This window comes from Microbacterium sp. C23T (assembly GCF_053345975.1).
Genome location: NZ_JBKFBD010000001.1, coordinates 102,498 through 128,499, shown reverse-complemented (window position 1 = coordinate 128,499; position 26,002 = coordinate 102,498). Strand labels below are relative to the sequence as shown.

At 65.7% G+C, this 26,002-nt stretch carries 24 protein-coding genes and 1 pseudogene; 14 read left to right on the top strand and 11 right to left on the bottom strand.

Annotated elements, in window-relative coordinates; all coding sequences use genetic code 11:
• Positions 1–146 precede the first annotated feature (146 nt).
• From ACLBXX_RS00590 to ACLBXX_RS00565, 6 genes and pseudogenes are all read left to right on the top strand, one after another.
• Entirely contained in the window at positions 147–1,031 is an 885-nt protein-coding gene (locus tag ACLBXX_RS00590) for an SDR family oxidoreductase (protein WP_447656381.1), read from the top strand.
• Between the two features lie 36 nt (positions 1,032–1,067).
• A complete protein-coding gene (locus ACLBXX_RS00585; RefSeq protein ID WP_447656380.1) occupies positions 1,068–1,334 on the top strand; it encodes a DUF7218 family protein in 267 nt (88 codons plus the stop codon).
• Positions 1,335–1,406: 72 nt separating this feature from the next.
• Positions 1,407–2,423, top strand: coding sequence for a DNA topoisomerase IB (locus ACLBXX_RS00580; RefSeq protein ID WP_447656379.1), 1,017 nt, complete (start codon positions 1,407–1,409; stop codon positions 2,421–2,423).
• A gap of 9 nt (positions 2,424–2,432) precedes the next feature.
• The gene (locus ACLBXX_RS00575) at positions 2,433–2,846 is read left to right on the top strand and encodes a fluoride efflux transporter FluC (protein WP_447656378.1); all 414 of its coding nucleotides are present in this window, start codon (positions 2,433–2,435) and stop codon (positions 2,844–2,846) included.
• Positions 2,843–3,214, top strand: coding sequence for a fluoride efflux transporter CrcB (gene crcB / locus ACLBXX_RS00570; protein WP_447656377.1), 372 nt, complete (start codon positions 2,843–2,845; stop codon positions 3,212–3,214). The genes ACLBXX_RS00575 and crcB overlap by 4 nt, the downstream gene beginning before the upstream one ends.
• Before the next feature lie 91 nt (positions 3,215–3,305).
• Positions 3,306–6,464 (top strand): annotated as a pseudogene (locus tag ACLBXX_RS00565) (efflux RND transporter permease subunit); the annotation flags it as partial.
• Positions 6,465–7,762: 1,298 nt separating this feature from the next.
• Here ACLBXX_RS00565 and ACLBXX_RS00560 read toward each other — a convergent pair.
• The 5 genes from ACLBXX_RS00560 to ACLBXX_RS00540 all read right to left on the bottom strand — a co-directional run bounded on the left by ACLBXX_RS00560 (position 7,763) and on the right by ACLBXX_RS00540 (position 12,660).
• On the bottom strand, positions 7,763–8,794 hold the full coding sequence (locus tag ACLBXX_RS00560) for a hypothetical protein (RefSeq protein WP_447656376.1): 1,032 nt from the start codon (positions 8,792–8,794) through the stop codon (positions 7,763–7,765).
• 203 nt (positions 8,795–8,997) lie between these two features.
• Positions 8,998–9,435, bottom strand: coding sequence for a hypothetical protein (locus ACLBXX_RS00555; RefSeq protein ID WP_447656375.1), 438 nt, complete (start codon positions 9,433–9,435; stop codon positions 8,998–9,000).
• 23 nt (positions 9,436–9,458) lie between these two features.
• Complete coding sequence (locus tag ACLBXX_RS00550) at positions 9,459–10,832, bottom strand: AAA family ATPase (protein ID WP_447656374.1); 1,374 nt, start codon at positions 10,830–10,832, stop codon at positions 9,459–9,461.
• Between the two features lie 253 nt (positions 10,833–11,085).
• Positions 11,086–12,159, bottom strand: a complete 1,074-nt coding sequence (locus ACLBXX_RS00545) for a hypothetical protein (RefSeq protein ID WP_447656373.1) — start codon at positions 12,157–12,159, stop codon at positions 11,086–11,088.
• Positions 12,160–12,390: 231 nt separating this feature from the next.
• Positions 12,391–12,660, bottom strand: coding sequence for a hypothetical protein (locus tag ACLBXX_RS00540; protein WP_447656372.1), 270 nt, complete (start codon positions 12,658–12,660; stop codon positions 12,391–12,393).
• 185 nt (positions 12,661–12,845) lie between these two features.
• Here ACLBXX_RS00540 and ACLBXX_RS00535 point away from each other — a divergent pair, with 185 nt between their 5' ends.
• Positions 12,846–13,031 carry a hypothetical protein gene (locus ACLBXX_RS00535; RefSeq protein WP_447656371.1) on the top strand — a complete coding sequence of 62 codons (186 nt, stop codon included), beginning with the start codon at positions 12,846–12,848 and terminating at the stop codon, positions 13,029–13,031.
• A gap of 77 nt (positions 13,032–13,108) precedes the next feature.
• Here ACLBXX_RS00535 and ACLBXX_RS00530 read toward each other — a convergent pair whose 3' ends face one another.
• Positions 13,109–13,705: a hypothetical protein gene (locus ACLBXX_RS00530; RefSeq protein ID WP_447656370.1), complete on the bottom strand. Its 597-nt coding sequence runs from the start codon at positions 13,703–13,705 to the stop codon at positions 13,109–13,111.
• Positions 13,706–14,341: 636 nt separating this feature from the next.
• On the opposite strand from ACLBXX_RS00530, the gene ACLBXX_RS00525 reads away from it, so the two are divergent.
• Together ACLBXX_RS00525 and ACLBXX_RS00520 are read left to right on the top strand one after the other, a co-directional pair.
• Positions 14,342–15,040 carry a hypothetical protein gene (locus tag ACLBXX_RS00525; RefSeq protein WP_447656369.1) on the top strand — a complete coding sequence of 233 codons (699 nt, stop codon included), beginning with the start codon at positions 14,342–14,344 and terminating at the stop codon, positions 15,038–15,040.
• Entirely contained in the window at positions 15,037–16,248 is a 1,212-nt protein-coding gene (locus tag ACLBXX_RS00520) for a hypothetical protein (protein ID WP_447656368.1), read from the top strand. The genes ACLBXX_RS00525 and ACLBXX_RS00520 overlap by 4 nt, the downstream gene beginning before the upstream one ends.
• 153 nt (positions 16,249–16,401) lie before the next feature.
• On the opposite strand, the gene ACLBXX_RS00515 is transcribed toward ACLBXX_RS00520, so the two are convergent.
• Entirely contained in the window at positions 16,402–16,848 is a 447-nt protein-coding gene (locus ACLBXX_RS00515) for an HTH domain-containing protein (protein ID WP_447656367.1), read from the bottom strand.
• 279 nt (positions 16,849–17,127) lie between these two features.
• On the opposite strand from ACLBXX_RS00515, the gene ACLBXX_RS00510 reads away from it, so the two are divergent.
• The 4 genes from ACLBXX_RS00510 (at position 17,128) to ACLBXX_RS00495 (ending at position 20,977) form a co-directional block, all read left to right on the top strand.
• A complete protein-coding gene (locus ACLBXX_RS00510; protein ID WP_447656366.1) occupies positions 17,128–18,162 on the top strand; it encodes a serine hydrolase domain-containing protein in 1,035 nt (344 codons plus the stop codon).
• Between the two features lie 170 nt (positions 18,163–18,332).
• A complete protein-coding gene (locus ACLBXX_RS00505) occupies positions 18,333–19,127 on the top strand; it encodes a hypothetical protein (RefSeq protein ID WP_447656365.1) in 795 nt (264 codons plus the stop codon).
• Positions 19,124–20,083: a TauD/TfdA family dioxygenase gene (locus tag ACLBXX_RS00500; protein ID WP_447656364.1), complete on the top strand. Its 960-nt coding sequence runs from the start codon at positions 19,124–19,126 to the stop codon at positions 20,081–20,083. Before ACLBXX_RS00505 ends, ACLBXX_RS00500 begins: the two co-directional genes overlap by 4 nt.
• 258 nt (positions 20,084–20,341) lie before the next feature.
• Positions 20,342–20,977 (top strand): hypothetical protein, encoded by a 636-nt coding sequence (locus ACLBXX_RS00495; protein ID WP_447656363.1) that lies wholly within the window; start codon positions 20,342–20,344, stop codon positions 20,975–20,977.
• 373 nt (positions 20,978–21,350) lie between these two features.
• Here ACLBXX_RS00495 and ACLBXX_RS00490 read toward each other — a convergent pair whose 3' ends face one another.
• Both ACLBXX_RS00490 and ACLBXX_RS00485 read right to left on the bottom strand, forming a co-directional pair.
• Positions 21,351–21,944, bottom strand: coding sequence for a DUF305 domain-containing protein (locus tag ACLBXX_RS00490; protein WP_447656362.1), 594 nt, complete (start codon positions 21,942–21,944; stop codon positions 21,351–21,353).
• 94 nt (positions 21,945–22,038) lie between these two features.
• A complete protein-coding gene (locus tag ACLBXX_RS00485; RefSeq protein ID WP_447656361.1) occupies positions 22,039–22,491 on the bottom strand; it encodes a DUF6153 family protein in 453 nt (150 codons plus the stop codon).
• A gap of 337 nt (positions 22,492–22,828) precedes the next feature.
• Here ACLBXX_RS00485 and ACLBXX_RS00480 point away from each other — a divergent pair, with 337 nt between their 5' ends.
• A complete protein-coding gene (locus ACLBXX_RS00480) occupies positions 22,829–23,671 on the top strand; it encodes a hypothetical protein (RefSeq protein ID WP_447656360.1) in 843 nt (280 codons plus the stop codon).
• A gap of 449 nt (positions 23,672–24,120) precedes the next feature.
• Here ACLBXX_RS00480 and ACLBXX_RS00475 read toward each other — a convergent pair whose 3' ends face one another.
• On the bottom strand, positions 24,121–24,936 hold the full coding sequence (locus ACLBXX_RS00475; RefSeq protein ID WP_447656359.1) for a LysM peptidoglycan-binding domain-containing protein: 816 nt from the start codon (positions 24,934–24,936) through the stop codon (positions 24,121–24,123).
• Between the two features lie 159 nt (positions 24,937–25,095).
• Positions 25,096–25,839, bottom strand: coding sequence for a hypothetical protein (locus tag ACLBXX_RS00470; RefSeq protein ID WP_447656358.1), 744 nt, complete (start codon positions 25,837–25,839; stop codon positions 25,096–25,098).
• Between the last annotated feature and the right edge of the window lie 163 nt (positions 25,840–26,002).

Here is a 26,002-nt window from a genome sequence, read left to right as displayed (position 1 = left end):
TGGCACCGGTGGGGCCCCGTCCGTAGGGGGTTGACGACGCCGGTTTTCCGGTGATACGCCGGGCCCACGGCGCCTGTGCCTAGGGCCGCACCGCGGGGAAGTCAACCCCTGTGCGACCCCGGTGGCCCGACCGTAGCTTCGCGGGTATGAGCACATCCGCGACCGATCCGACGACCGCTCACCACGAGGACGGCTTCCCGACGCAGCACCAGGAGCAGCCGGGCCTCACCGACGACACGCGTCCCGAACCCGATCACGGCGAACGCTCGTATCAGGGCGCGCTGCGCCTCCCGGAGCGCCGGGCTCTCATCACGGGCGGCGACTCCGGCATCGGCCGGGCCGTCGCCATCGCGTTCGCGCGCGAAGGCGCGGATGTCGCGCTGACCCACATGCCGGAAGAGCAGCAGGACGCAGAAGACGCCGCCCGCTGGATCACCGAGAGCGGCGCGCGGGCGCTGCCGCTCGAGGGCGACCTGCGTGACGAGGACTTCTGCGCCGAGATCGTCGAGCGTGCCGTCGCCGAGTTCGGCGGCCTGGACGTGCTCGTCCTCAACGCCGCGTACCAGAAGGATCGCGACGGCCTCGAGAACCTCGAGACCGAAGAGCTGGACCGCGTCTTCCGCACCAACCTGTACGCGCAGATGTTCACCGCGCGCGCCGCGATCCCGCACCTGAAGCCCGGGTCGTCGATCATCGTCACGACCTCGATCCAGGCGTTCAACCCGTCGCCGGGGCTCATCGACTACGCCATGACCAAGGCCGCCCAGGTCGCGTTCGTCAAGGCGCTCGCCGAAGAGCTCGGCCCGAAGGGCATCCGCGTGAACGGCGTCGCCCCGGGACCCATCTGGACCCCGCTCATTCCCGCGACGGGATGGGATGCTGAGCGCCTCGCGACGTTCGGACAGGACACGCCGCTCGGCCGTGCGGGTCAACCCGCAGAGCTCGCCGGCGCCTACGTGTACCTCGCGAGCGACGACGCGTCGTTCACGTCGGGCGCGATCCTGCCCGTGACCGGAGGCAAGGGCCTGTGAAACCCGCCCCCGCGGCGGTGGACGAAGGAGGAAGCCATGCCAGGACAGCGCGGATCGAGTCTCAAAGACCGCGAGATGTACGAGGAGCTCCGCAAGGACGGCGCCTCGAAGGAGAAGGCCGCGCGCATCTCGAATGCCGCGGCGGCGCAGGGCCGCAAGACGGTCGGCAAGCGCGGCGGGAACGCCGAGGACTACGACGACCGCACGGTGCCCGAGTTGCGCAAGCGCGCGAAGGAGCTGGGCCTGAAGGGGTACGCGGGCAAGAAGAAGTCCGAGCTCATCTCGATGATCCGCAACCACTGACGCGGGGGGAGACCCGGCCGGCGGGTAACCCGAGCCCGTCGGCCGACCCCACGACCTCGGTAGCGTGAACGGATGCCGAAACTCGCGCGCGTCCGGCCCTACGAGGACCCCGGCTTCCGTCGGCTGCGCGCCGGGTCCGGGTTCCGGTACGTCGACGCCAAGGGGCGACCTCCCGGTCCCCGCCACCTCGCCCGCATCCAGGCGCTGGTGATCCCGCCCGCCTGGCAGGACGTGTGGATCAGCACGCGTCCGGACGGGCACATCCAGGCGGTGGGCATCGACGAGGCCGGCCGCAGGCAGTACCTGTACCACCCCGACTGGACCGCCGGCCGGGACCGCGGCAAGTTCGCGCGGGCGCTGGCCCTCGCCGAGGCGCTGCCTCGCGCCCGTGCGCGGGTGACGACGTCGCTGCGCCGCGATGCCCTCGACCGTGAACGCGTGCTCGCCGTCGCGTTCCGGCTCCTCGACGAGGCCGCTCCGCGCATCGGCTCGGAGCGCTACCTCGCCGCGCACGGCAGCCGCGGCCTCACGACCCTGCAGCGACGGGATGCCGCGGTGGCGGCATCCGTCATCACCTTCGCCTTTCCCGGCAAGAGTGGAAAGAACCAGCTGCTGGAGCTCGATGACGCCGAGCTCGCCGCGGTGATCGAGCTGCTCGCGACGGGGCGCCCGCGCTCGCCGCTGCTCGCATGGCAGCGCGGGAGCAGGCGTGTGCCGCTGACTCCTGCCGAGGTGAATGCGTACGTGCGGTCGCTGACCGGCGGCAAGTTCACCGCCAAGGACTTCCGGACGCTCCGCGGCACGATCCTCGCCGCCGAGGCGCTCGCACGCATCGGCACCGTCGACACCAAGACCGACCGCAAGCGCGCCGAGGTGCTGGCCGTGCGCGCGACGGCCGAAGCGCTCGGCAACACCCCGTCGGTCGCGCGCGGCTCGTACATCGATCCGCGTGTGTTCGCCCGCTACGGCGACGGACACCTCCTCGACCTCTCCAAGACGGGTGAGTCCGCGATCCGCGCGCTTCTGCTGAAGCCCGCGCGTCGCGGCGGCGAGCCCGAGATCACGGAGGACGCCGAGCTCGCGGAGTAGCGTGAAGGGATGCCGCAGCCCGTCGATCCACGGATCCTCGGGGTGACGGTGGCCGGCGGGGCGATCGGCGTCCTTGCCCGCGCGCTCGTGCTCGACCCGGTGACCGATCCGACGGCGGTGCCGTGGGTGACGCTCGGGATCAACGTGGTCGGCTCCCTCGTGCTCGGGGTCATCGTCGGCTGGCTCGACGACCGGCGGCCGATGCTCCGCTCGTTCCTCGGCACGGGGATCATGGGCGGCTTCACCACCTACAGCGCGTTCGCGGTGGCCACGGCCCTGTGGGTCGCGACGCCGTGGCTGGCGGCGGGGCTGGCGGCAGCATCCGTCATCGCAGGTGTCGTCGGCGCGATCGTCGGACTGTTCACCGGACGCCGGATCGCCGACCGGCCGGGCGAGATCGAGTACCCGGAGGACGCCGAGTGAGCCCGTGGCTGCTGGTCGCCGCGCTCGCGGGCGGCGTCGGCGCCGGGCTGCGGTACGTCGTCGACCGGTGGCTCACGCCGTCGGGCGGCGAGCGGTTTCCGATCGGAATCCTCGTTGTGAACGTCTCGGGTTCTTTCGTGCTCGGCGTGGTCACAGGGCTCGGCACGGCCATCGCGCCCGAGCTGTCGCTGGTGCTCGGTCTCGGTCTGCTCGGCGGCTACACGACTTTCAGCACCGTCTCGGTAGAGACCGTGCTGCTCGCCCAGCGCAAGCGCTGGCGGCATGCGGCCCTCAACCTCTTCGGCACGCTCGCGCTCGCCGCGGTCGCGGCAGGACTCGGCCTCGTCCTCGGGGGAGCGGTTTCATGAGAGCCGCATGAAATACTGAAACGCGATACATCTCCGTATCGTGCGGGCTCCGCCCCTCCCCCTGCATCACCTCACCAGCGAAGGCCTCCGTGTGTCGAACCTCGCCGTTCTGAGTCTCAAGAACCGCGCGCTCATCGCGCTGATCACGATCGTCGCCGCCATCTTCGGCGGCCTCGCGCTCACGAACCTCAAGCAGGAACTGATCCCCTCGATCGAGTTCCCCGCGCTCATCGTCGTCTCGACGTACCCGGGCGCGTCGCCCGAGGTCGTGAGCAACGACGTGTCGGTGCCCATCGAGACCGCCATCCAGGGCGTTCCGGGGCTCGAGTCGACGAGTGCGACGAGCACCACGAACGCCTCGATCGTGCAGGCGTCGTTCACCTACGGCACCGACCTCGCGACCGCCGAGCAGAAGATGACGCAGGCGATCAACCGCATCAAGTCGCAGCTGCCGACCGGGGTCGAGCCGAACGTCATCTCGGCGAGCATCGACGACTTCCCCGTCATTCAGCTGGCCGTGACCGGCTACGACGACGAGGCGACGATCCAGGCTCAGCTCGAGGCATCCGTCATCCCGGATCTCGAAGATGTCGCGGGCGTCAACGCCGCGCAGATCGTCGGCGGCGTGGGTCAGCGCGTCACGATAACGCCAGACCAGGCCGCGCTCTCGGCGGCGGGCTACACGCAGCAGGCGATCCGCGATGCGCTCGACCAGAACGGCGTGCTGTTCCCGGGCGGCGAGATCACCGAGGGCGACGAGACGCTCACGGTGCAGACCGGCTCGAAGATCTCGTCGGTCGACGAGATCGCGGCGCTGCCGCTCGTGCCGTCGACGGCCGATCAGTTCGTCGCGGGCCCGAAGACCATCGGCGACGTCTCGACCGTGGCAGAAGAGGCCGACCCCGTCACGACCGTCTCGCGCGTCAACGGCGAGCCGGCGCTCACGATCGCCGTGACGAAGCTGCCCGCCGCCAACACGGTCGATGTGTCGCGCGGCGTGCTCGCGGTGCTGCCCGACCTCGAGGACTCGCTCGATGGCGCCGAGTTCACTGTCGTGTTCGACCAGGCGCCCTACATCCAGGAGTCGATCGACACCCTCGCGAAGGAGGGCCTGCTCGGCCTCCTGTTCGCGGTGCTGGTGATCTTCGTCTTCCTGCTGTCGGTGCGCTCGACGCTCGTCGCGGCGATCTCGATCCCGACGAGCATCCTCATCACGTTCATCGGCCTGCAGGCGTTCGGCTATTCGCTCAACATCCTGACCCTCGGCGCGATCACGATCGCGATCGGGCGTGTGGTCGACGACTCCATCGTCGTCATCGAGAACATCAAGAGGCATTACGTCGGCGATGCCGACAAGGGCGATTCGATCCGCCGGGCCGTGCGGGAAGTCGCCTCGGCCATCACGGCGTCGACGATCGTGACGGTCGCGGTGTTCCTGCCGATCGCGTTCGTCGGCGATGTCACGGGCGAGCTGTTCCGTCCGTTCGCGATGACCGTGACGATCGCCATGACCGCGTCGCTCTTCGTGGCGCTCACGATCGTGCCGGTGCTCGCGTACTGGTTCCTCAAGCCCGGCAAGCCGATCCTCGACGCCCAGGGTGTCGCGGTCGACCCGGAAGACCCGGCCGCGCCGCCGAGCCGCCTGCAGAAGTCGTATCTGCCGATCCTCCGCTGGACGCTCAAGCACTCGTGGATCACCCTCGCCCTCGCCGTGCTGGTGCTCGTCGGCACGATCGCCGCCGCGCCGTTCATGAAGACGAACTTCCTCGGCGACTCGGGCCAGAACACGTTCACGATGACGCAGGACATCGGCCCGGCCCCCTCGCTCGAGGCCGAGAGCGCCGCGGCGGAGCAGGTCGAGGAGGTGCTCCTCGACATCGACGGCATCGAGACCGTGCAGGTGTCGATCGGCTCGAGCGGCTCCGCCCTGCGCGACGCCTTCTCGGGCGGCGGCAGCGGCATCACCTACTCGATCACCACCGACCCGGGCGTCGACCAGGTCGCGCTCCGCGAAGAGGTGCAGGCCGCGGTCGCCGACCTCGACGACGCCGGCGAGATCACGGTCGCCGCGGGTGGCGGCGGCTTCGGCTCGACCGACATCGCGATCGACGTCACGGCTCCCGACTCGTCGACCCTTCAGGACGCGACGGATGCTGTCATCTCGGCCGTCGAGGGCGCCGACGGAGTGGGCCAGGTCTCGAGCAACCTGTCGGCCTCGCTGCCGTACATCGCCGTGACGGTGGACCGCGACAAGGCCGCGGAGCTCGGCCTCTCGGAGGTCGCGGTCGGCGCGCTGGTGTCGAACACGATGCAGCCGCAGTCGATCGGCACGGTCGAGATCGACGACACCTCGCTCACGGTGTACCTCGCGGCGTCCGAGACGCCGGCGTCGCTCGACGACCTGCGCCAGCTGCAGGTGCCCAGCGCCACCGGCCCGATCGCCCTCGAAGAGGTGGCGACCGTCGAGGAGAGCGAAGGCCCGACCTCGATCACCACCGAGGGCGGCCAGCGCACGTCGACCGTCACGGTGACCCCGTCGACCGACAACCTGCAGACCGCGACGGCCTCGGTGACGACGGCGCTCGCCGACGCCGACCTGCCGTCGTCGGCGGATGCCACGCTCGGCGGTGTGGTGACCCAGCAGCAGGATGCGTTCTCGCAGCTCGGCCTCGCCCTGCTCGCGGCGATCCTGATCGTCTACATCGTGATGGTCGCGACCTTCAAGTCGCTGCGCCAGCCGCTGCTGCTGCTCGTATCGGTTCCGTTCGCGGCGACCGGTGCGATCCTGTTGCAGATCATCACGGGCGTGCCGCTCGGCGTCGCGTCGCTCATCGGTGTGCTGATGCTCATCGGCATCGTCGTCACGAACGCGATCGTGCTCGTCGACCTCGTGAACCAGTACCGCGAGAAGGGTCTCACCGCGCACGACGCGACGGTGGCAGGTGGCTCGCGACGCCTCCGCCCGATCCTCATGACGGCGCTCGCGACGATCTTCGCGCTCACGCCCATGGCGCTCGGCATCACCGGCCAGGGCGGCTTCATCTCGCAGCCCCTCGCGATCGTCGTGATCGGCGGCCTCGTGTCGTCGACCGTGCTGACGCTGCTCGTGCTCCCGACGCTGTACAACCTCGTCGAGGGTGCGAAGGAGCGGCGCGCTGAGCGCCGACGCCGTCGCGACGAGGGTGACGGCGGTGGCCCGGCTCCTGAGGGCGATGGGCCGGATGGCGGGACGGATGCTGCGGCCGCGGGCGTGCTCGTGGGCGCCGGCGTTGGTGCGGGTGCGGCCGGAGCGGCTGGTGCCGTGGCTTCGGGTGACGTTGCGGGTTCGGGTGCTGCCGGGGCCGCGGGTGCTGCGGGCGCTGCGGCGTTCGAGACCCGCCGGCAGCGGCGGCAGCGTGAGACCGGAGGTTCGGCAGCGGCCGAGACCTCCGAGGTCGCTGTGCCTGTGATCGAAGAAGGACCCGACGTCGAGGTGTCGGACTCGACCCCGGCGCCCGTCGAGGCTGAGGCCCTGACGCAATCGGCGGACGATTCAGTCGAGGCGGCGGAACCTGTGTCGGAGGACGCGGGGGAGCCCGAGGCGGATGCCGCTGAGCTCACGAGTGCGGAGCCTGCGGTGTCCGAACCCGAGGCTGGTTCGGGGTCGGACGCCGAGGCTGGTTCGGGGTCGGACGCCGAGGTGTCGGACGAAGTCGCATCGATTGAGGCGGACGCCGCCGTTGACAGCGTGCCGGAGACTGACGCGGATGCCGCAGTCGACAATGAGCCCGCGGCCGAGCCCGCGGAACCCGAATCGATGTCGGCCCCGACCGACGACCGGGAGCACGGGGAGACCACGGAGGACTCAGAGCCGGTCGCCGACGCGGAGCCGGGCCAGGCTGGCGAGTCCGACGTCGAAGGGGGATCCGAGACCGACGTCGCGAGCGACCTTGCGGACGCAGTCGCGCCCCGTGAGTCCGAGCATGCGGGTGAGCCCGCTGACCAGCCGGAGGATCTCCCGGCCCCCGCCGGCGATTCCGCGGACGACGGCGATGCGTCGCCCGAGGCCGATCACGCTGAGGGCGCGGCTGATGAGGCGGGGCCGGCGGCGGACGAGGGTAACGGCGCGCCCGAAGACGAAGCAGTTTCCCACGACGAGGGTTCTGGCGAGCCCGCGAATGGCGAGGATCGTCCGCACGACGGTCACTGAGACATCCCTCGCGTCGCAACACGATTACGGCTGCGACCATCCCGTGTGGCCGCGCGAATAGCGCGGCCACACGTGCATTTTCACCGGGCCGGGTATACGAGCTTGCCCGGCGCAGTTCCTGTCCGTGCCCCGAGTCCTCGACTGGTCTGCGCGCTGGAGGACCCTGAAGCGAGCAGCGACTTCTGCATGAACGCCCGTGGAGGTCGGGTCGGTGACAGGCTGACAGGGTTGCGGGTGGGAACAACCGGACTTCACTTCGAGCACTCGCGGCGCCGAGCGCCAAGAGGCGCCATAGGTTTCGTCGCGATCGGGTGCGCTGGCAGTGGTCGTGATGAGCAACCAGGATCGGCGGTGTCGGCCTACGTATGTCTGTTTGCCTCCCACGGGCTTCGATGTCTCAGGTCGCGGGCCGCATCGATGGGCGATTGCGGCGCCCCCAATGGCTCGCACGCCTCCACGATCTCCGCTGCGATTTCGATCGCGCGAATCACCTGCTCACCGCTCGGAGTCTGTGCGCGATGAATCGCATCATTGCGAACGCCCACGAGCGCCGTGGCAGCGTCGGCAGGGACCGGCGCCTTGGTGAACTTCACCGCCGCGCCGAGCGTCACATCCCCGTTCAACTTCTTCTTCCACCCGCTGGGATTGGCGGCATGCCATCTACTCAAGGCTAGTTCTGCGGCCGAGCCCGCCTCGATCACCGCTCTGCGCAATTGACCCCGCCGATACTCACCGGCGGCCTCCCGGAGGAACATGTGGGCCAGAGGAGGCTCCTGATTGTGGTCGACCGCATTCAGCACCCACTCGAAAGTTGGTCGCTCGATGGATGTCGACACCCGGATCGTGACCACCATGTTGTTCGATCGCATGTCGCGTGGTGATTCGCCGTCACCATCGACTGCACGGACCGTAAGCCCGTCACCTACCCACCCGGCACCAAACAGACGATCCCCGGAAAATGTGTGCTGATTGACCAGACTGCCAACCCACGCGAACACCGCATCGGACCATCCACCGATGCCGGCGAACAGCTTGTCCACCGTCGCACCAGCGGGCCGCCAAGCCCCGTTGGGGTTGATGACCTCGCGTTCGAGCGAGTCATCTGGGAGATCCATGTCGAGCGCGATTCCGCTTACCCATGCCGCCTCAACGGTTGGCGGGTCGGTGCGCCATCCAGTGACGTTGCCCCATGCGAAGTCGTCATCTGGCGGCTCCGGGACTCCCGCGATATCGGGCTTCCGAACGTCCCATCGGTCCCCAACCGGGACCACCCCCGGCGTGTGGAGACGAAGGTCCACTCCTGCGATTCGCACGGAGTACTCGCGTCCGAAGCAATCGCTGTCAAGAAGCAACGACACCGGCAATCGGTAGGTGGCGACAAGTCGGGTCACAGGGCGAGAGTAGCTTGGACGATGACTCGGAAGCGTGCTCTGACGGACCGGCTTTCGCGCTCTCAGCGAGCGACGAATGAAGCGTGCAACCAGGCCGGGGGGCGGCGTGCCGCCCGGCCAGCTCGCGGTAACCATGTTATGCAGGTCCGCCTTCGACGCAGTCCATCTCGCGTCCGATCGGTTCGCGCGGAAGATGACAGCCCTTAGTTCTCATCGCTAAGTTCGCGCACCTTGATTGAGTGTTCCAACAGCAGTTCACGCGATTCAGCCCAGTCGCTGTCCGTCGCGTTGACGATCACATCCGCCGACCCCTGGATATACACGGCTATCCACTTGTGGTCCGAAGGATCGAAGGAGTGGAGTGACGCGGGCAGATATTGCGTGAGCGGTTGAGCAGGGTCGAGTTCCACTCGGCCCACTCGTCGTCCGTCCCATCTGTTCTGCAAATACCAGCGGAAGAAGTAGTCCCCGACGCCAGGTTGGCCGCTGAACTGCATGTAGTTCTTGTACTCGTTCAACACGTTGCCGATCGTGTCCTCGAGAATGACGTCGGTTCCGCCAATCAATTCCACCAGGTAGCGAGCTGCCGCCGCGCTCAGATGTGCATCCGCATGCGTAAGCCGTCCGTTGGCCGCGATCAAGACGTTGGTATCTACGACGTTTCTCACTCTTGGCGCGCCGCCCGCGCTTCAAGCATGGCCAGTGCCTCCTGCGTCGGGTCACCGAAGAAGTCCTTGGGCCAGTTGGCGATACTGCCGAAGAGGTCCAGTTCGAGCTCGCGAATCTGGCTGGAGTCCTGTGCCACCTCGCAGAAGTAGAGGGCTACATCAGCAACGTCGAGAGTGAGTCCGCGATCTAGGGTTCGCTCCGCAATCCGGCGTTGCAATCGTGCGAGCAGATGCTCACTGTGGCTCTCGAGGATGATCTGTACGCCACGCGCGAGCGCAGTCTCGATGATTATGTCTGCCAACCCCGCCTGTACCGCTGGATGCAAGTGAATCTCCGGCTGCTCAAGCACAACAGTGTCGCCTGGCTGCGCATACGCCAGGAGCACCAACACCGGAAGTACCTGACTCACCCCGAATCCCACATCGGTCAGCAGGACCGGTGTCGACATTGATCGTCGCTGGACGCTCACGCGGAACACTGTCTCTCGGTCATCGAGCGCCTCAACAGTGAAGCGATCAATCAGCCCCAGTTCCTTCAACCACTCCGCAACCAGTTGCTCCGTGGCTATCGCAGGCAATCGATAGTTACGCGAGGTACGGCCACGCGAGACCTTTGTTCCAGCCAACCGTGAAGCGATCAACGCATCGATCGATAGTTCTCCTCGCCGACCAACGTCACCAGGTACACCGCCAGCGAAGATGTATTGGCGTCTAGGGTCATCTCGAAGTGGCCCGAGATACCTAATGCGCCCAAATCGCTGTTCCAGCTTCAGTTCGAGATCGCTGAGGAAGCTCGCGTTCTGAAAGTAGGCTCGAACCTGATCCGGAAACCCGTAGAACCGGGCGGGGTGAGGAAGAGGCCATGCTCGTCCGGGCGCGCGCACGAACGTGTACTTATTGGATGTCAGATCGTAAGACGTTTCGCCTTCGCGGCGTACCATCGTGAATGTTGCGTCGCCGAGCGAGTAGTCGGTTCGCTCGACGCGAATGCCACTCCTGTCAATGTGTAACGACGTGCCGATGCCCATTCGGTCGCTGTCGATGATTGTTGATCTGAGTTTTCGGGCACGTAGCACCGGGTCTGTGACCTGGATCGCAGAGTCTTCAATCCACCCGACTTCGATACCAACGCGGTTCTCTTGGTCGTGTCTGTACTGGATGTCTTGGGCGGTCCCGAGGTCGACAAGTGTGGATGGACCGCCGAGGTCGAGTACGCGGCTGCGATCAGGAGACTCAGTCGTTTGCCGCAGCAACAGGAGGCTTTGAAGCAGACTCGTTTTCCCAGAGGAGTTGGACCCAAAAAAGGCGGTGATCGGCGCAAGCCGGACTTCCCCGGTGTCCTGCCAACTCTTAAAGTTGCGCAGCCTCATTCTCGTCAAACTCGTCATCGCCTCGCCGCTCCCTCGTCGAGCAAACTCTATTTGGTTACGTAACCCTGTGCTGCGCAGGCGCGACGCCCCAGATGCGCCCGGGTTACACCCAGCTCGGCCGCGCGGGCGGTCACGTGGCGCCGTCCCTTCGGCATCTGGTCCTTCATGAATCGAGGAGCACGGGGCAGGGGCGGTGCGCAGCACTCGCAGCGAGCGCCCCTAGTCGTGTTGATGCATGCCTTAAGGATGGGTGCTATGCCGCCTGTCCATCGTTCGCCAGCAGGGCAGAGGTCCCGTCGGCGAGTCGGAGTAGATCGGCGGCGAGAAGGTAGGTCCAGATCACGCACGTCTCCGCTTCTGCGGCCGATACGTCGTCATGCACTCCCTTGCTCGCCAACGAGTCCAACGACTTGAGGCGCCCGCCCAACCCGTCGAGTGTTCCTTGAATGACGGCGCCCTGCCCGTGCTTGCCGAGGACCTGACGCACATACTCTAGAAGTCGGTTGCGGTACTGGTCGTCGGACATCTTGCGCTGGCTGCCGTCGAGCCCAGTGACGACTTCATCCGTCGCAGGGTACAGCGCGTCGGCGAGCGACTTGAGCATCCGGCGACAGGACGTCAGCGCGTGAGCGAGATCTTCTCGCTGCCCGTCGAACAGCCGATCTTGCGCGGCCACGAACTGGTCGAGAGCCTTGGGAGCATATTGCGCGAGTGCACCGTTGACGTAGTCCTGTGCGCGAACGAATAGGCCGGCTTGTACTTGGCCTTTCTCGAGCTCGGCCTCGGTGGCGACAAGGAATGCGTGGACGGAGATTCGCACCCGATCCAGGACCTTCTGCAGCATGCCGATATGGGGAAGGAGCTTGGCCTTGCCGCCGTCCGCGTATTGCTGCGCGTAGTAGAGGTCGCCGGAGTTGAGTCCATCCGGAATTGTGTAGTCGTCGTGCGCCGCCTGAATGGTTCGCAGTTGCTCCTCGAGTTGACCGATGGATGCGCCGTAAACCTTTGCCTCGCCGTCGATCTCCATTGTGCGGTTGCGCTCAAATTGGAGGAACGCCCGGAAACCCTCCTCGCGCCCAACTTCAGCGCCGAGCAGTGAGTCCAGCTCCGCCTTGATCCGTGCGATCGTTGGATCCTGCCATTTCTGCGTTTTGCCTGCCGACAGGTCCGTCAACTCCCATTGCAGCCAAAGCTGGTTCGCGTAGTCCTTACGCAAGGAAGCGACGCGGCTGGCGCGCCGGACGCTCGTTGCGACAGAGGTGCCCGGAGCGTCAAACTGATCGAGTGCATGAGTCAGCAACTCGCGAAGACGGGAAGACGAGTTCACGAGTTCACACTAGAGCGCGCCGCCGACACGAGGCCGAGGCCATCGTAGTTGCCCATGGCACTCCGCACCGACGTTGGTATCACCGGCCCCACTGCCGACAATTGGTGCGAATCGGGCGGCGCTCGGACGCACCATAGAGAGTGCACTCTACCGTCCGGCCTCCATCCCGCCCGAAGGGGGATGACCAAGGGCATCCCCATGCTGCTCAGCGAGGGTGGAGCATTCGGGTCCTTACCCGACGCTCCGGCTCACTCGTGGAACGTCCGCGAAGCCGGCCCGGACGAGTTCGGCCAAACCACACTCATCGCCGGGGAGATAGCTCACAATGCCACGCTCGGGATAGCCATGAATTCGCCATAGTCTGAATCGCGCCTCAGGCAACTCCTCCACGATCCACTCGTGATAATTCTCGCCATCGAACTCGACGTACGTTTCTAGATATTCGTAGTCGCCAGAATCGTTGGTCCCGATCAGCTGCGTGCGTTGCAGGGTGTCCGGCATGGCCCGATTTTAGCGTCCAACTTCGTGGCGGGGGCGGAACGCCCTGCCGATGTCGCCGGGTACTTGCTCGAGGACTGACGACGCACGTCACGGCCCGCCATCGGGCGCCGCGCGCATAGGGATCGAGTCTTGGACGTTGGTGACCCGACGCCGGGAGGCGCGGTGGGCTGGCGTATTCTCTCGCCATGGAGCCGTACACGCCCGTCGAACTGGCCCGACTCCTCGGCTATCACCGAGAAGCGCGCCCCGGTCTTGTAGTGCGTAACTACCTGCGCGCGACGTACCCCGACCACGAGAAGAACTCGCGCTGGGAGCTGACCGAGGCGCAAGCAGCCGACGTGCTGGCCAATGTGCCGAGGGCGAGGACGTAGCAGCGCGCATGACGGCGGTACGCCAGTCGTCTGACTAGGGGTGTCGCCTGGTGCCTGGTGTGTTCCACCGGGCGGGGCTACGTAAACGCTGCAAGGGCGCGACGGAACGACTCGCTGGTGGTCATGGTTTCTTCGGTGATGAGCAGCGCATTGTCGCCGACTCGGCGGTTGTATTCGCCTCGGCAGGGGATGGTGATGATTTTGGTCATCCCGGCTCGCCACGCTGCGACGACGGCGTCGAGATCACGTCGCAAGGCGTTGCCTTCTATCCCAGCTGGCCGCGAGGCGAGCTTTGCCCGGAAGGTTGCGTCGTTCCATTCCCGATAGGACTCACGATCGAGTGCGTCCGGGCCGAGTCGGTCTCGCCAGGTGGGGCCGACGATCTCCTGCAACAGTTCAAGTCGTTCGCGCGAGCCATTCGCCGTGTGACTCAGCCGTTCGTGCAACGCAGGATCGAACTCCTTCCCGGCATGCTCAACCGTCGACGTCCACAGCGACGGCCACGCGGACGCCCACGCTTCGCCGTCGCCCGCCGACGGCGGAGTGAATTGCTCGGTGGGAGGGCTCATGAGCACGGGCGGTAGATCGTCACCTTCGACCGGCAGACCGTACGCCTCGCGTATCCACAGCAGTTCGAGGAGCGGGTCAGCGCGATCTTCGATTGTGATGCTCATGCCCTGTGGCCAAGGGTCGTTTGGGATCGGGTTGATGGATCGCATCTGCCTCCTCACGATGGTCAATCCATCGTGGCGGAACAACACCACGGGCAGAAGGCTGCCGACCCATTCGCGTCGGCAACACGCACCAGCGGTGCGCGGACGGTAGGGGTATCCGCGCTCTGTGCGTGCGCGCATCCGGGAGGCATAACCATCGGCGGCGCCTGAATCGAATGCAGAAATCACCCACAAGCACGCCGACGGCCCCACTTACGTTCACCGCCCGCTTGAGGATGCCCAGGGCGCGCTCGTCGCCGGCCAGCAACCACAGACGCGATTCACTGAATAGGGAGGCCTAGCGGACGTCCTCGGGGTCGCACGCGACGTATCTATTCGCGCACCGCCTGTCCCAACCTGCACTCGAGGCAGTGCATGACGATCCCGCCCGCACGCCAACAGGACACGCACGCTCTCCGCCTTCTGCCCGCCAGCAATGCACACCTGCGGTCATTGCTGCGGAAGTGACAGGGGTGCCCGCAGCGCGGATGGCGCTGGCCAGGAGTGCGCCGCTCTCGGCCCGTACCTAGCCAAACAATCGGAGAGGGAGTAGCTTCTCGCGCATCAGCGAGGATCGAAATGCAACTTGGGGGCATCATGACGGTCGAGAACTCGTTCGGTTTCGGCAGCGCGCAGCGGATTGGCTTCACTGGCGAAGTTTCCGAACGTTCGTTGGGTTTTGAGGGAGAAGAGATCGAGTTTCCGAAGTCGTACTATCCGCGCGGTTTGTCCTTGAAGTCCCTCACGGTATCGGGGAACTGGGACGGGATCTGGGGTTGGCTGCGTAAACGGCACCAGATCTACTTCATTACCGCGGCTGTCGACCTGAGTGGTAAGCCCCCGACTGTGATGCCACCCGCCGAACTACCGCAACAACTAATCCACAACGTGGCACCCGGATCCACAATCTCCTTCACGCTAGGCGAAGGCGCCCCGTTGTTCTATCCACGAACGATCATCGGGGGCTTGGCGGTCTTCATTTTAGTTTCCGAGGCCGACCGGGGTATCCAGCATGTCGGCGCGACCATGCGAAAGGTGCACGAGGACCTCACCGCCAATCAGGGCGCGGTGATGTCGAAGTTGACAGCGCTGATCACAAACCCGGGGAAAACGCTGGCGGATGAGGCATTGGGCGCGGCGAGCGCCATCTTGGCCCCGATCGCGACAGTCCTCGCAGAGACGAAAGATGACAGCGTTGGGGTGGTGCAAGGAATCTTCAAGGCCAATTCGGACTGGGGCGGTCAACTCGAGCAGGCCTGGAGCGGCGGAAACGTTGTGCTCGGTGAATTGAAATGACGCTTGAGCATCCGCCTGCCCTCAGTTATGCGCGCGACCTACTGCGTGAAAGGCAGGAACAATGGGCGAAGGCGCCGCCGACGCGTGACGGCTATGTAGATGCGTTGGCCGCGGCGACTGATCGCGAGAAGGGGTGTGTCCGCGAAGGAGATCGCCTGCGTGCAGGACCGTTCACATACGACCTCCAGTCCGAACGCGAGAGGTTCGCGCGATCCCGAGCGGTCATCGAGCGCGTTTCTCCGGGCTGGGCTGAGGATGGCCACTACCTCGAGATACTTGCTCGTCAGGCTGCGTCGATCGAGATGCTCCTCGATCGCCACCTCCGCGAGACGGGTCAAGATGCGAAAGCACTGGAGCGCATCCTGGTAGGAACCATCGCTGAACCGCGTAGTCTCGCGTGGACTCGCGCAGTCGAGAACTACGCTGTCATCGCCGTTGCGGCTGGGATGATGACCTCCTACTACCAGCTGGCGAAGGCCGCCGTCCTGAGCTGGCAACCGATCGATCCCCCGCCCGGAAGCGCCGTGGGACTCGATCCCCGCCCAGCTTCGGTCGAGAAGGTGCTTGACCGTGACCCCGCGGGAGTCGAAACCGCATCCGCATGCCTTATCTCGTGGCTCTTTGAAGGAGAGCCACATCCAAACAGCACGCGGGCGCCAGAGCCGAAATACCGACCCCACCTCGCGCATCTCATAGATTTCTCTGAGCGGTTTGTTCTCGCACACGAGTACGCGCACGCTCTTATCGACCAGTTTGGGTACACGATCGCCGGCATCCCACCCAAAGTCGTGAGCCCCCAAGAGAAGGAACTGCGGGCAGACATCGTCGGTGCATGGATCGTTTCTGAGTCTGCTGCCCTGCTCGATTCAGTTCCACCGAACATCGCCCTTAGCGCTGCCGTAATGGCGATGAAGGTCCATGAATTGGTGGACGACGGACTCCGGGTCCTGGGACTCGAGCCGCCGACGTCCTCCACCCACCCGTCCTTCGAGCTCCGCGCGAAGGTCGTTTATGACTTTTACGCAGCAAACTATGCGCAACTCATTGAGCAGGATCCGTCGCTCGCGCCAGAGGCAATTCTTCCACCGGCCCGCACGCTGGAACAGATCTGGGCTCGAGTGGAACCGCAGATCGAAGACCTGGCCTTTACGGGGTTGGAGCCGAGTGATATCTGGTACAAAGCCGGCGCTCGGCCTAGTTACGCGTGAGAAAGCGCTTAAACGCCGGCCGTCCCCTATCGCGCGGCTGCGCGCGGCAGCATCGGGCCACTCAACCACCATATCAGCGGCGCCATTGGTCGCCTTCGGAAACCGGATGCGCACGTCGGGTCCCTCTTGCGGTCAGCGCCCGCATGTGGATCGTCACCCACGAGCTTGATTGATGGCGTTGATCAGGTATGAGCTCTTGAGCGCGAGGGCGTACTTCTTATCTGCAGAGAGCGCCTGCGGGGCTCGCAACGCGAGCTCGAGGTCGTGGACGTCGAGTCCGGTCAGCCCGGCGATGTTCTCGAGTATGAGGTGGCACTCGATCGTCAGGGACTCCAAGATGCCCTTCAATCGCTCGTCGTCACCGATCTGCATTCCGTCCGTGAGTTGCGCGGCGAGGATCGAGAGTCGCCTGTCCTCATCGGCCGCAAGAGCCGCCGACTTCGGGCTGAGTCCCGCCGACACGAGAGGAGCCTCGCCGAGCAGCGCGCGCACGCTGTCGGCGGGGATGCCGGTGATGACGTGCAGGGCATCTGCCGAGATGTGCCCGTCCGCGACGAGGCGTTTCAGCTCGTCCACCACGCTCTGCCCGTGCGATGTCATGGGTTCATTGCACACGAGGGCGACCCTTGCGCACACTAACGGCACGCGAATCCGCCGCGCCGGGTTCTGGACCTTCGAGGACGCGCGGCCCAAAGGTGAGTCGTATGCCCGGCGGAGGTCCCTCCCCGCGCCACTGCTCGCTAGAGGATCCTGGCTAGGTGCGTCGTGCTAGTGCGCCCGTCGATGTCGGCCAGCAGCATGTGACACATCTGCTGGGGGCGCGTATGCGGAAAGTCACCTTAGGTGGGCTAGGGTACTTGCGACGATCGACCCGAACGGATGCTCGTGGCGACACTCGAGGCGACGATTCACGCGGTGCTTCGTTCGGGGTTGGATGCGCGCCTATTCAGCGCGGCCGCAGTCGGCGTTCGGTGTGAAAGTGATCGCGTTATCGCCACAGTCGGAACACCCGCTTTCGGCGAGTCCGGGGCGATAACAGCGTCCAGTCTCTTCGATCTCGCATCACTAACGAAGACATATGTCGCTGCCGCCACCGTCGCGCTTGCTGACCGAGGCACGATGGACTTGGATTCCCCGGTGGCTGACATCCTTCCAATCGGCGTCGGTCCCGGGGCTGATCGAATCACACTGCGCATGCTCCTTCGTCATACATCCGGTCTGCCGGCTATCTCCGAGATATGGCGGGACGCAGAAGTTGCCCCCGGGCACCGCATGCGTGACCTGCTTAGGTCACGCCTGGAAGCAGCACCAGATACGAGGTTCACATACTCATGCCCGGGCTATGTGGCCGTCGGCGCGGTGATTGAAGCCGCGACGGCCGCGCCGCTTTCACAGGTCCTCCAAGCCGAAGTCCTAACGCCGCTTGGGGCCAAGCGCACCGCATTTGGCCCTGTCCCACGGAGCATGGCGGTCGCAACTGAGTACGAGCATCATGTCGGCCGCGGGCTCGTCCGCGGAGAAGTACATGACGAACTGAGCTGGTATTTAGGCGGTAGAACCGGGAACGCGGGCCTCTTCGCACCAGTAGAGGAAGTCCTCAAGTTCGCAGAGAGCTTCCTTGCTCCCGGACTTCTCTCGGGGCGGGCTCTGCAAGAGATGACGTCGCCATCGCTTCGCCCTAGCCATGGCGCCGCGTTCGATCATGGTTTGGGAGTGCGCATAGGCGATGCGGCGTCGATCGGTTCTGCACGCGGTTTTGGGCACACCGGATTCACCGGAACCATGTGGATCGCGGATCCAGACGCGGGCTGGGCGGCCGTTCTGCTCACCAACCGGGTTCACCCCGATAGGACGCGGGTCAAGCTGGCGAGCTTTCGGCGAGAGTTCATGAACTCGATTGAGCCATTCCTATAGGCGAGCCGCGGCGGTGGGAACGCGAAATAGGAGTTTCTGGGTGCCGAACTTCATGTGTCCATGCGATAGTTTGGTCGCCTGGCCGGCCGTCATTCTGGGGAAGCGGAGTCAGCCAGCACTCAACGCGATACCCGTACGCGCCCCAGCCATCGAATTCGGCAGGAGTGTTGGTGAGCGCGAGGGAATGGACGGGGGCGGCCGCGGAGTGGCTGACGGCGAAGTCGACCCGCGTGCTTCGAATCGTCCTCGCGACGTCGGTTGGCGTAGCTGCCACTTTGTGGCAGCTGTCACCGTGGAGCACCAACTCAACCATCGGGCAAATCCTCTTCTGGATTGCGGTCGGCGCGCTGCTCCTACTTCTGACCGAGTGGCCCGTCAGACTTTGGATGCGGCGGCGTGCCGTCCAGTCGTTGGTACCCAAGCGCGCCATTTTGCGTGGCTCCTATATCGAACGCGTCGTAGACATTGGTCGCTCGGTAATGGGCGACGGTCATGCCAACGCCGATACGATGAGGGACCGTCTGGCCAGATGTCCCGACGGCGTCCATGTGCTAGTCCGTCGATCCAACCGCGCGCGAGTGAGCGACGAAGTCGTCGGCTATCTGGCCTGTTGGACGCTGTCGGCCGAGGCGTTGGCGCGATTTCTCACCGGCGAATACCGATCGGCGCTCGACCTTCAAGACGACGACCTTGTCACTGACGCTCCCGCGGCTGCCTACATCACGATGCTCTACGGCTCGGATCCCGTCGCCAGGCGGGCAATGATCGCCACGACAATTGAACGACTACGCGAACTCTTCTCGACCGCTGAATCGCCTTCTATGCTTCTGGCGAGACCGGCAACCCATGACGGTGAGATGCTAATGAAAAAGACCGGCATGAAGCCCATCCACAGCTCTAGCAATGTCGTGTGGTATATCGATCGCGCGACGTTGCTGGACAAACTAGCGGGGGCACCTCTATGAGCACGGGTCGCCGCCAGAGGGAATCGATCGCCGAGTTGGTCCTCGAGAGGATTCTCACTACCTACGCGCTGTCGAGACCCGCCGAAATCACCCCTTGGCTCGAGGACGGCACATCGTCATCGGCGTACGATCTTGAAGCGCCGAATGAACTTCTGGCTGCGGCATCGGCCCTGCGATCCCCTACAGGTCGCTTCCGGTTCCATGTCGAAATGGCCGAGACAGCACTCGGTCAAGTTCATCCCATGGTGAACGCACTACGAGCCGCTGACGGCGTTCTGCAGCTTGGCGAGGAAATCGAGCATCCGCTCGAGCTAGATCCTCGAGATGAATCGCAGCTGTACAAGTCGGTGATGACTGTCCGGGTTGTGCCCTCATCTGGTGTGGCCCTCAGCTCCGAAGCGATGCCCTTCCACCAGGACGGCCTCGGCTCGGCGGGCTCAATCCGATACGTCGCGATGTGCTTGGACGCTGGACCCCGGGCGGGAGGACGGCAGCTCTATTCGAACGTTCTCGCGCACGGCCTCTTGCTCGCAGACACGCATTGGGATCGCTTCGTTGACGCCACGCAGCCTGACGCGCTCACCGTGACACGTCTCGCAGGAAAGCAGCACGTAAGCGTCACGGGCCCGCTGTTCTACATCGACGAAAGCGGAATTCCGGCGGCGCACTTTCGCGGGGACGGCGGCGAATACGCCATCACCCCGAGCGCCGAAGTGGCCTCATGGTTCGGTGACTTCACGCGGACAGTCGCGTCGTCGGCGAAGTCCGAGGAGTTGGCGCCCGGCGACTGCCTGGTAGTCGATAACCTAGCAATGGTCCACGCGCGAGACGCCTTCGATGACCGCGAGGACGCGATACGGCGGCTCTCTCGGAAGTGGTACGCAATCGAGCCGTCACGGGTAGGTGTATGGACGCGAGAGCCGTTCCGGCTCCACGAACCCACCTACGCGGGCTAACTGTTAGTCTCATCCCTCCGCTGTCCCGGCGGGAGCGGCCGCTCGACAGGCGTTGCGCTCTCGTTCCGTGCCCGCTTGGGGATCGCCATCGCTCTCGTCGCGGCTGAAGTCTCGCTGGTAGATGCGGAACTGCGACTTGCAGCCGCGGCGGCGTCCTCGAGACAACTCCCGCCTTTACGGCTTCGGCGAACTCGGGTTTTGCGCGGTGCTTCCCACACGCGGTGGGGTGCGGGGCCAGCTCCGGCTAGAGTCGCGTCCGTGACTGAAACGCGTGCGCCGGATCCGCACGCAGCTTACGACCTTTACATGGAGCGGCAGCGTCGATGGGGCGCGCGGTGGCGTCGGCTCGGTCAGGTCCTGGGCTACGTGCTCGGCGGATGCTTGGCGGTCATCGTCGCGGCGCTCTTTGTTGCCAGCGTGCTTGACCTCGCGCAGCCACGGATCTGGGGCACGTTCACGCAGACGGACTGCGAGCCGCGACCGCGCGGTGACTGTCGTCCGGTCGGGACGTGGGTCAGCGACGACGGAGACATCGTCAAGCGCGAGGTCTACTTGGACGGTTGGACCGACGATACGGGCACTACGCGGGCCAGCTATCAGCCCACCGCGATCATCAGCGACGAGTCCAACAACATCGTCCACACCCCAGGGCTGACCGGCGTAGGGCCGTGGCTCTCGGGAGCCCTCCTGCTGGGTTGGGTCGGCTACATGCTCTTCAAGGCGGCCTCGTGGGGAGACATCACCCTGCCCAGTTGTCGACGCTGGCGCGGTCGCCGCCGGCCGGCCACGCGATCGACCGTCCCGGCCACTCGCGGGTCGCTTCGACGCCGCTACCGACGATCGCTCGAAGAAGGGACCGCATCGAGCGCCGGGGGCGAAGGCGGCTCCGACTGAGCCATTTGGCTGAAGGGGCCGACCCGTCCCGGCTCAGGCCGAATGCGCGATGGGGGGGGCTTCCGTCTCCCGCCCGTATGCGGATGGGCTACAGGCTGCTCCGGGGCTAGGAAGGTGACCTCCCCGGGGTTTCACCGGGGAAGTATGCAGTCGGATCACCGGGTGACATCTTGCGCCGGCCGGAGAACTCCACAGCCGTCGTGAAGGCCAGGATCGCCGCTCGATCGAATACTTGCCCTTGACGGTGTTGCTTGTGATCATCGCGCGGAAGGTTCCATCCCCGTGGGCGACAAGTTCCTCGACATTCATCGTGGTGACCGCGCGGTCTCCGCGGACAGTGGGCCGGCCGTCGGGTGCGGCCGGCCCCTGCCGGTCAGAGTGTCGCGAGGAAGTCCCCCATGGTGGTGATCTCGGTGGTCTGGGAGGCGATGATGTTCTCCGCCAGGGCGATCACATCGGCGTTCTGCCCGTTGTCGACCTCGTCTTGGGCCATCTCGATCGCACCTTCGTGGTGAACGATCATCTGCTCCAGGAACAGGCGGGATGCCTCAACGCCCGTGGCGGCCTCGAGGGCTGCCATGTCGGTGTCGGACATCATCCCGCCGTGGTCCATCCCATCCATGTCGCCCATCGGGGTGCCCCAGTCATCAAGCCAGGATTCCATCAGCTCGATCTCCGGGCCCTGGGCGGCCTTGATCTGCTCGGCGAGGGCGGTGACACGCTCGTCGATGCCGTCCTTGGCGAGGACCATGTCGGCCATCTCGACGGCTTGTTCGTGGTGCGGGATCATCATCATCGTGAACTGCACGTCGACGTTGTTTACGTCGGCGGCAGGCGATGCCGATGCGGATGAGCCCATTCCGGGCATGTTGTCCATCCCGCCACTGTTGGTGGTGCCGGCGCAACCGGCGAGGGCAAGAAGGGCGGTCAGGGTGATCGCGGCGGTCGCCGCAGCGCGGTTCTTCATTGGGTTCTCCTCAGTCATGTGTGAGGCGCACGAGCCGGTGCCCGGGCGCGCGTGTGCTCTGCCCACCCGCGAGGGGTCGGTCGGGGAGCACTGTTCAGGTACGACTGATGCAGAGAACCCGAAGAGAAGGAGGTTGCGGAAGTAGAGCGGCGCGGCTGATCAGGGCGGGGCCGGCGCGGAGCGCGGCGCCCCAGCTGATGCCGACACGCGGAAGGAAGACCAGCAGCGAGACGATCAGGAGCGCGAGGACGCAGCCCATCGCCAACATGCTGGCGAGCCAGCCACAGTCTGCGCACTCACCGTCCGTGACCGGTTGCACCGTGCCGGGCCCGACGACCGCGGCAGCGGCGTGTTCATCGACGGCGACGCCGTGCTCGTGCCCTGAGGACGCGGCCGCCAGCGCGGCGGGCTCGGTGTGACTGCTCAACGAGTGCATTGCGAGCAGTCCGGCGATGATCGCCGCGGTGACAGCGATGAGCAGCAGCAGCGAGCTGCCCAGCCCGCGGGAGCCCGGGCGCAGGCGTTGCGCCAGCACGATCATCGACATGTCACCTCCTCCTGTTTCCAGGGTAGACGCAGTGCACGCCGGCCGCGGAGCCCGGGCATCCGCGACGGGCGCTGTGGCGGGGGTCCGTAATGCCAAACGCGCGCGCTCACGCCCGCGCGCGATCGAAGACCGAGCGTTGGTCTCCGGTACCGACGGTTGCTCAGCGTGGGTCAGCAATCGACGGGATGCGCGCTGACCGCCCCGCCTTCGTTCCTCGCTCGCATGGGATCGTTCACGACGTCGCGCGCGCCGCGGTCCGGGGGAGGGCCCTACCGGCGGCGGGATGCTCGGCTGTAGCTTCGCGGTAGCCGTTCGGTGCGTGTGAGGCGGGGGTCTGATGATCCTGGTGATCGTGTGTGGGGTGCTGCTGACCGCCGGGCTGGTGCTCGCAATCTTGTGGAACGGCGAGCGGCTGACCGTGCCGGCGTTTCCGGGGGCGGACGCACCCCAACGGATTCATCGCATCGGCTTGCGCTACTACGTGTGGTGGATCTCGCTCTTCCTCGTTGTGGCCACGGGCTCGAGCATCCTCGTCACCGGTGCGGGCGGGCGGCTCATCATGCGCCTTCTTGCGGTCACATCACCGCAAGCCAGGGGGCGTCTGACCGAAGCGGGTGAGCTCGTCGGATTCATCACCTTGGAAGGAACGCTCGGCTACTTTCTCTTCGGAGCGATGCCGTTCGCGTTCGCCTCGGCGGCGCTCTACTTGATCGTGGAACCCTGGCTCCCTCCGGGTCGACTGCGCGGCCCGAGTTTCGGTGCTCTGCTGCTGGTGACCGTGTCCCCCTTCGTCGATCCGCTGCGCGCCGACAACATCGACTTCGACATCGTCGGACCTGGATGGATGGCGGTCCTCCTCTTCGCCGGGCTCGCCGTTCTCCAAGGCACGTTCCTCACTGCCGTCGCGGGACGGTTGAGTCGAAGCCTCGCGCTGATGTCGCGACGCAACTGGCCGGCGACGTCCGCCCCGTTGCTCCCGGCCGTTGTGCTGTGGCCGCTGGGAATCCTCCTCGCCTTCGCGGGGGTCGTGGTGCTTGTGTTTCCCCGTCTGCTTCCGTCGGTGCTTGGTGCGCGTGCGTCGAGGATCGGGATCCTGATCGGGCGGGTCCTGATCGCCATAGCCACGTTGGCCGCTCTCGCCGCCTTCATCGCCTCAGTGATCTCGATCTCGACCCGATGATCACACCCAACGTCCATCGACGCGCATGTGGTCCGCCGACCGGCAGTTTCCGACTGACCAACGCTGTACTCCCCGCCGACACGGGCGGCCCCGACTTCCCTGCCTCTCCAGTCGACACGGGCGATGAGTGGCAGATCGAAACCCCGCACCCGTCGTCCAGCCGCGCGCAGACGCGCCCATTCGCGCAAGACTTCCGAACCGACCTGAACAGCTCGAGGGACTCCCGTGGCCGGAGGTCCCACGCTCGGCGATCGCGACAACGCCAACTGCGCGCTGCCGGCCCCGCTTTCGTTCCTTGCCCGCAGAGGGATGATCTCCGCACGGCGCCGATCAACTCCCGTGGTGTGCTGTTACTGCTATCCCGTTTCCTGTGGTCGAGGGTCAGGCGGCGCGTACCGCTCCGACGGGCGGGTCCACAGGCTGAAGGCCCGACCGTTGAATGAAGGCAGCTACGGGCGCATCTCGACAGGTATGGCGAAGTGCCGCTGGAGTGCGCGGAAGTCGCCCTCGTCGATGTCCGCGCCGACGTCGGCGAACTCAACTACGAGGGCATTGCGGTGCTCAACGAGCGCAGCGGCAGCCGCAGCGTCGCCGCGTGCGGCAGCGTCAGCGGTCGCGCAGAGCCAGTCGTAGACGACCGTCCGCGGCGCGCTCTCCACGCTGGCTATCCGGTCCGTAGCAGTGGGCCACGTGTAGCCAGTCGGCAGTGAACGTCCCCACGCGGCGACGGCGGCATCGTAGGCGGCGACGAGTGCGGCGGAGCGCTCAGCCCAGTCTTCCTTGGTCGGGTGCAGCACGAGGACATCGCCGGGCTGGATCACCTTCGGGCCGTTGCGGCCGTTGTAGCTCGCCAGGGAGAGGAAGTCGATGCAGAAGCGGTTACCGATCGACTCGCCGGCGTCGCCGGGTTGCACTGTGTAGGTCGCGATCTGTCCTTCGGCGTCGTAGCCGACCGGCCCGTCGGCGAGCTCCGTCGGGCCGTTGTCGACCAGCGTGCCGACCAGCGCTGGGAACTCGCTCTGCACCCAAGGAATGTGGGCGCGGGAGGCGCACAGTGCTTCGTCAGCGACGACCGCGGACTCCGGCCCGGCGGCCACGACGCTCGTCTTGTTCTTCGTGCCCTGGGTGTCGATCGAGTCGCCAGCCGCGGTTGCGTCCGGCGCGAAGCCGATGCCCGACGTGATGGCTGCTGCGCCGAAACCGATCCCCACGACGGCTGCCGCGCAGGCGACGACGACCGTGGTGACCTTGGCTGCTCGGTTCATGCTCGTGAATCTAGCGGCTATGACGGATTGACCACACGATGAGCCCCCTCAACCGCCCCGTGCCCGTTTATGGATCCGGGGGCCGCAAGGACCATTCCGCGTCGCCAGCATGGCGGTGATCTCTCGTGCTGCACTAAGACCGGCACCGCAAACGTTGGTTCAGGACTTGGCGGAGCGGATCTCGCCGATGGCTGAATAGATGGTGTCTGAGTGGCTGGTCAACCACCAGAGGCTCGCAGCCGCAGCGACGACGCTCGCCGAGAGAATGAGCGGCACCATCCAGCCCCCGACGATGCCCGTCGCTTCGCCGGCGGGTCCCACGCCAAACAGTCCTGTCGGACTCAGCAGGCCAAATATCACCCCCAGCAGGCTGACGAGCGCAACCAGAGCGGCGAGGGAACCGACGAGGATCATGGGTCCTCCGCAGAGCCAAAAGGCCACATGGAACAGGATCGGCAGGTGGAAGATCGTTGCGATCGCCAGCAGGGTCGTGACGACCAGCGCGACCGATCCGATAGCCGCCTCCACGGTGTCCGGCCCCACCGGCGTCAGCACGAACACGAACCAATCGGCAGCGCCCTCATCGGGCCTGCGTTCCCGTGGCTCCCGGAACAGGAACCACCTGCTATTGCGGGCACAGATGTACACGGTGACGATGACGCTTAGCCACGCCGCCGCCAGGATCACGAGCCGACCCCGATACTGCGCGGCGAACGAGACGTACATCACGCTGATGCGGCCCGCCGTCTCACGGGACAGCTTGGCAGTCTTCAGCCCGAGCTGGATGTAACCGACGACCCCGACCACCACGAGCAGAGACAGCCCTCCGGCAAGAGGCAGACCAAGATGCACGGCCGCAGTAGCCGCGATCTCCCAGATGTCGGGGACCGGATTGTCGATCACATATGCAAAGTAGCGCCCTACGGCGACGATCGACCGCGCACTGCACTGCACGCTGCGACACCACCGCAGCGGCATTGCCCGCGACGAGGAGTCTGGAGCACCCCATCCGGAAGTGGGAGAGAGCACTCCGGTACTCAGCGAGCTGATCGCCCGTAGCGGTACC